Source organism: Rufibacter sp. XAAS-G3-1 (assembly GCF_013623775.1).
Taxonomy (GTDB): domain Bacteria; phylum Bacteroidota; class Bacteroidia; order Cytophagales; family Hymenobacteraceae; genus Nibribacter.
In genome coordinates this window covers 207,066-213,457 of sequence record NZ_JABFAM010000010.1, presented here as the reverse complement: position 1 = coordinate 213,457, position 6,392 = coordinate 207,066, and the positions used below count along the sequence as shown (strand labels likewise).

The 6,392-nt window shown below is 51.1% G+C and carries 5 protein-coding genes; all 5 read right to left on the bottom strand.

All coding sequences use genetic code 11. The annotated features are described in order from the left end of the window. Positions 1-63: 63 nt before the first annotated feature. Entirely contained in the window at positions 64-606 is a 543-nt protein-coding gene (locus HHO50_RS13660) for a hypothetical protein (RefSeq protein ID WP_181306611.1), read from the bottom strand. A gap of 85 nt (positions 607-691) precedes the next feature. Continuing rightward, complete coding sequence (locus HHO50_RS13655) at positions 692-1,093, bottom strand: thioesterase family protein (RefSeq protein WP_181306610.1); 402 nt, start codon at positions 1,091-1,093, stop codon at positions 692-694. Between the two features lie 93 nt (positions 1,094-1,186). Further along, on the bottom strand, positions 1,187-2,500 hold the full coding sequence (locus HHO50_RS13650; RefSeq protein ID WP_181306609.1) for an NCS2 family permease: 1,314 nt from the start codon (positions 2,498-2,500) through the stop codon (positions 1,187-1,189). Between the two features lie 784 nt (positions 2,501-3,284). Continuing rightward, positions 3,285-4,583, bottom strand: coding sequence for a glutamate-1-semialdehyde 2,1-aminomutase (gene hemL / locus HHO50_RS13645; protein WP_181306608.1), 1,299 nt, complete (start codon positions 4,581-4,583; stop codon positions 3,285-3,287). Between the two features lie 108 nt (positions 4,584-4,691). Then, entirely contained in the window at positions 4,692-6,377 is a 1,686-nt protein-coding gene (locus HHO50_RS13640) for an ABC transporter substrate-binding protein (RefSeq protein WP_181306607.1), read from the bottom strand. Between the last annotated feature and the right edge of the window lie 15 nt (positions 6,378-6,392).

Sequence of the window (6,392 nt, the reverse complement as noted above, 5' to 3'; positions counted from 1 at the left end):
AAAGGAACAGAAGCAAGTATTCTAGCTCTCCATTAGTTAGGAGTTGTGCAACAGCTACCAATGTTAGGGGTAGGTATTTCTATCTTTTTCAAGAAGCTCAAGCAAATACTTGTCAGTAATCTTAATGTTTTTTTCAAGTGTAACTGTGCCTTTAGGTCTGTGAAGTTTGTTGTTTTCGTATTTACCTGAATCAGTGAGTGAAAGATAATGCTCTGAAAGAAAGCTTTTATTTATGGGCGCAACGATAAAGAAATTAGAGTCAATCAGCTTTTTTCTTCCAGTTATGTAATCAACCAGTCCAACAAATTCCTGTTTTTGTTTCTCAGAACTTTCAGCACCTATCGAAGCATCAGGGATGTAGAATTGAACCCTGTATTTTTCCAAACCCTTCTGTCGCTTAAGTAAATCTATAAGATAGTTCCTTTCCGTTTGGTCAGAAGGAATGATGATTATGAAGGTATGGATTGAGAAATCTGTGAAAGAAAAGATGTCATATCCAATGTTCTTTTTGTCAGGGGTAACAAAAGCGTCTTTTTCTGTTCTTTGACTAAAGGCGTTAAAACACAGAAAACAACAAACTACAAATGCATATAACTTCTTTTCCATTTTATTAATATTATTACTTACCCCTAACTACTAAATATACGTATCACTACGCTTATCTGCCCTATATCATTCCGCTCAATTCCCTTTACAACAGATCCAGCATTTCCTGTTCAATGCGTTTAGGGCGCATGGTTTGGGCATCAAGTAAACACCAGGTGGTTTTGGCGGCCGCCAACAGTTCCTGGGTTCCGGCCCGGTAGAGACTCACGAAGCGCTCAAACTTGGCGCCCTGGTGTTCGCCTACCCACGTGTAGCCGGTAACGGTGTCTTCCAGAAAGGCGGGTTTGTGAAAATCAATCTCATGCCGAAGCACCACCCACAGGTACTTTTCCTGCATATAGGCAGGAGCCACGTGAGCCCAATGCGCGGCAGATACGTCTTGCACCCAGCGCAAATACACTACGTTGTTCACATGGCCCAGCGCATCAATGTCGTCCTGAGCCACCTTTATGTCAATATTGAATTTGCTTAAATGGGCTTGCGTCATGACAGTGGGAAAAAGCGTGATGGAGACACCCAAAGATAAAAGAAGATTCCGTTTAAGGGCAGATTTTGGGAAAAGAGCCTTGAAACGAAGCGCTTATTCCAGTACCAAGGCCACAATGCAGAAAATGTCTATAATGAGGAGCGGCCAGGTGACATCCTGTTTTTTGCCCGAGATCAGTTTTAGGGCCGTCCAGGAGAGAAAGCCCCAGATAATGCCTTGGGTAATGGAGTGGGAGAAAGGGATGAGCACCATGGCCAGAAACGCCGGAATCGCCTCGTCCAGTTGCTGCCAGTTGATCTTAGTCACCGGCCGCACCATGAACACGCCCACCAGCACTACCGCCGGGGCTGTGGCGATGGCCGGAATCACGGACAACAGCGGAGCCAGGAACAGGAACGGAAGAAACAGGAGTGCGCCCACCACCGCCGTGAGCCCCGTTCGGCCACCGGCTTCTATACCCACCGCCGATTCAATGTAGGCCGTACCGGGGCTGGAACCAACCAAACCCGCCATGGTGGTGGCAATGGCATCTACCATTAAGGAACGTTTCACGTTTCGGGGCTCACCGCGTTCATCCAACAGATTGGCGGCCTCGGCCAGACCTACCAGCGTGGAGAGACTATCAAACATATCGGTGAAGACAAACGCGAAAATCACCGGCACCACCGCCCATTGCAGCGAGTTTACGAGGTCTAATTGAAAAAGCAGGCTGAAATCAGGCGCGGCAAAAATCCCGTTCCAGTTGATCAATGCGCCCGCCGCGCCGGTTTCCATCCCCCACCATCGGCCAATGGGGTAGGCCGCCAGCGTAGTAAAAAGAATGCCTATCAGAATACCGCCTTTTACTCCCCGGGTCACCAGTGCCGCCGTCACCAGTAAGCCCGCCAGAAAGGTGAGCACCGGCGGAGTCAAGTCCCCCATCCCAATAATGGTGGCTGGGTTGGACACGATGAACCTGGCGCTGGAAAACCCGATGAGCGAGATGAACAACCCGATACCCGCCGCAATGGCGTACCGCAGCGGGCGCGGAATGGCCTGGATGATGTACGTCCGGATATTGAACGCCGAGAGCAGCAGGAACACAATGCCCGACCAGAAAACCGCCCCCAACGCCACCGGCCACGGTACTTTCATGCCCAGCACGGCGGTAAACGTGAAAAAAGCATTCAAACCCATGCCCGGAGCCACCAGAATAGGGTTCTTGGCATACACGCCCATTAAAAAACTGCTGAAGAAGCACACCAGCACCGTAGCCGTCAGCACCGCTGGGAATGGCATGCCTGCCTGACTCAGAATGCTGGGGTTCACCACAATTATGTAGGAGGTAGCCAGAAAGGAAGAGATACCCGCAATGATTTCGGTTTGGACAGTGGTTCCGTTTTTCTTCAGCTCAAAAAAGGAAGTCATAAGTAAGGGGCATGGTGAGAAAGCATTTAATATACGAGAATATGAAATGTTTCTCCAAGAAGCGAAGGATTGTTCTATCTGGCCTTCATCAAGGAAAGGGTTTCATTATGGAGCTGTTTAGGGTTTTGCGCCTGTTTTCATAAAAGTAGCCTGAAAACGGGGTGTCAGCGGACGCTTGCGGCAGGGTACAGACAACCCTCTCGTTTTTGGCCTGTTTTCATAAAAATAGCCTAAAAACAAGGGTAAAAGCGGGCACCTGCCCCAGAAGAATTGCTTTAAATACCGGTGAATGAAAACCTCTAAACAGGTTCTATACTAAAATATGGAGCCCTCCTGTTTTTTACAGGTTCTTTTCAGGAATTAGCCCTGAAACTTTAGATGCTTTTCAGAGGAGTTTCAGATAGCCCTAAAAGCAAAGATTTCACTCGCTCGCCTCTGGCGAGTATGGGTTACCCACGGCCCCTGGCTGCTAGGATAGCATTACGGCTGACTTTCCTTTATAATGGCAAAGATTTTCAATTCCTGACTCGGGCCTGTTTTCTCAAACGTACCTGAATAGGGCTATCTTAAAAACACGGCCAGAGGCCGCGGGTAACCCACACTCGCCAGAGGCGAGCGAGTGCTATTTTCATTTGTCCTTATTTTCAGTGGACAATGGAAATTTGAATATCACCACCGCCAAGCGGCAAGGTAGCAGGTACTTGCGCGAAATAGACTGCCTTAAAGCATGAGCGGCCCCTGAGTTCTTTCAGGTGCCGCTCATTAATAAGAAATACAGTGTTCCTTAAGCTCTTACTGCTTGGAGCGCTTCCAGATTCGCCGCTAAATAGGCATCGGCTAGTTCATGGGTGATGGCGGAAGAAACAAACAGGGTTTCAAACTGAGAAGGAGCGAGGTAGATACCGCGCTGTAGCATCTCATGGAAGTACTTGCCAAATACCTGCAAGTCTGAGGTCTTGGCGGAGGCAAAGTCTGTCACCGGCTGCTCCGTAAAGAACAGACTGAACATGGAACCCACCTGGTTGATGGTGTAGTCTAGTTCCAGTTGTTGCATGTTCTGCTTGGTGCCATTCACCAGTTTATCAGTGATGTGCTGCAATTGAGGGTACACTTCGGGGTGCTCGTTCAGGTAAGACAAGGCCGCCATTCCCGCGGACATGGCAATCGGGTTCCCTGACAGGGTTCCGGCTTGGTACACCGGCCCGGCGGGAGCCACGGCGTTCATGATTTCTTTTTTTCCGCCGTAAGCGCCTACGGGCATGCCGCCGCCAATAATTTTGCCCAGCGTGGTCATGTCTGGGGTGACACCATAAAGCTCCTGAGCGCCGCCTTTGGCTAAGCGGAAGCCGGTCATTACTTCGTCAAAAATAAGCACGATGCCTTCCTTAGTGCAAAGGTCCCGCAGGCCTTGTAAGAAGCCTTCGGCCGGAGGCACGAGGCCCATGTTGCCTACTACCGGCTCCAGGATAATGGCCGCAATCTGGGCTGGGTTCGCGTCTAGTAGCGTCTGAACGGCGGCCAAATCATTGTAAGGCGCCGTAAGCGTATCATTCGCTACACCTTTGGTCACCCCCGGGCTGTCAGGCACGCCTAGGGTGATGGCTCCGCTACCGGCCGCAATCAGGAACGAGTCGCCGTGGCCATGATAGCAGCCTTCAAATTTGATAATCTTGTCTCTTCCGGTAAAACCCCGCGCCACCCGTATGGCACTCATGGTCGCCTCGGTTCCCGAATTCACCATGCGCACTTTCTCCACGCTGGGCACCATGCTGATGATGAGTTCGGCCATTTCTACTTCGCGGCGAGTAGGGGCACCAAAGGACAGGGAACCCGGCAGCGCATCGCGCACGGCTTTTTCTACGGCTTCGTGGGCGTGGCCCAAGATCATCGGGCCCCAGGAGTTAATTAAATCCAGGTACTGGTTTCCGTCCTCGTCATAGAGGTAAGCACCTTTGGCAGATTTCAGGAACAGCGGCTGACCGCCCACGGCCCTGAACGCCCGCACCGGTGAATTTACCCCGCCCGGAATGGACTGCTGGGCACGTTGGAAAAGCTCTTGGCTGGTTGTATGGGTAAGTGACATGTTTTTTATTGAGAGTTTGAGGGAATGAATGATGGAGAGAATAAGTGATAGAAAAAATGAGAATCAACTATTCTCTCATTCTCTCCATCATTCATTCTCTCAATAAAATTAAAGCACCGGGTTAACCACCAGTAAGCGTCCGTTTTCCAGTTTCACGATGGGAAGGTACTGGTTGTCCTGGGCTTGTTTTCCGGTGGAGGACTCGTAGCCTATGCCTTGGTAGAAAACGCCGGGCTGCACTTCGCCTAATTTTGGAGGGGCTGAAAAACCTTTCTCCTGCAACTGGCGACCGTAGTAGTTCAACAACTCAAAGCCGGTGTACGTGAAGGCGGAGGGAGGCAGGTTGTAGCGGCTGGTGTAGGCGCGTTTGAAACGCTGCACACTTGGGTTCTCTGGGTCAATAAACTTAGGAGCCATGAAATACATCTCTAGGAAATCTAGCTGAGAAAAACCAAGCTGGGGGTTCTCTAGCCAGGCTTGCGGTACTAAAACAGGTACTTTGGAAGCTTTCTGTTCCAGAAAACTCACGGTGCTAGACGCCACGTTGGCCGCCGAAGATTGCACCACCAGCACGCCCAGGTCTTTCAGGTTCACTGAGCCTAAAACACTCCCCACGTTCCCGCTGGTCTTGGCGTTGATTTTATGGGCACTGACGATTTTTCCTCCCAGAGCCGTATAGGTGCGTCTGAAGTTCCCGGCAAACGTGGTGTCGTTTTTCTCGCTGTCATACACCAGAACCGCCGTTTTCTTCGGGAAGGTCTGGTAGGCGTAGGCGGCGGCCTGTTGGCCTTGGGTAGCCAAGGACGTTTCCATTAGGTACAGGAACGGGTTGCCTTTGGCTATGTCGGCATCGTCTGAGAAGGGGTTTACCATGTTGAGGTTCCGTTGTTGGGCTATCTTAGCCGCGAAGGCGCTGTTGCCTTTAAAGATAGGCCCCACAACTAAATCCATGGTACCCATTTCGGGTAGTTGCATCACCTGCCGCACCTGGGCCGTGTCATTGCTGGTGTCATACGGAAACACGTTTACCTGCACGCCCCGCTTCTGCAAAGAGTCACGGGCCGAGAGGATTCCGGCGTAGAAGTCTGTGATGTACAGGTTCTTCTTGTCTACCTTAATGCTTTGGTCAGAAACGTTAAAAGGCAGCAGCACCGCCACGTTGTACGCCGCTTTCCTGATGTTCTCAGAACGCTGGAGATAGCTGCGGTCAAGATTGAACTGGCGCACCAGCGTTTCCAACTGCGTCCGGTCTGCGGCGGTAAACCAGCCACTCACCAGTTTGTCGGCGTAGGCCCGGGCCAGGGTGGCGTCTTCCGGAAACTGGCGCATGAGGTACTGGAAGGTGGCTTTATCGGTGAGCAGCATCATGTAATGCCGCTTCATGGCCGCTACCTCGTCATCCATGGATTTATCCTCCACCGAAGCCAGCGCTTTCAAGGCCCGCAGGTATTCTTTCTTTTCAAACAGTACTTGCCCGTGCAGGTATTGGGCATCGGCTAAGCCGCCCCAATTGGTATGCTCCGTGGTGAGTTGGGTGAGCATTTTATCGGCCTCGGCCCACTTCTTCTGCCGTGCAGCCGCTACGCTGTACAGGTAAGCCGCATCTGGCGCGTAATTTTTACCGGTGGCCGTGCTGGAAATGGGCTGCAATTCGGCCATGGCCAGGGCATACTTCTGCTGGTCTAGCAACAAGCGGCCATTTTGCAGCTTGGTGTTTAAGTCAGCATTGGTTTGGGCCTGCACGTTCCAACTCAGCGCAATCCCCGCTACGGCAAGTACTATCTGTTTTTTCATCTTTTTCAGAAAACT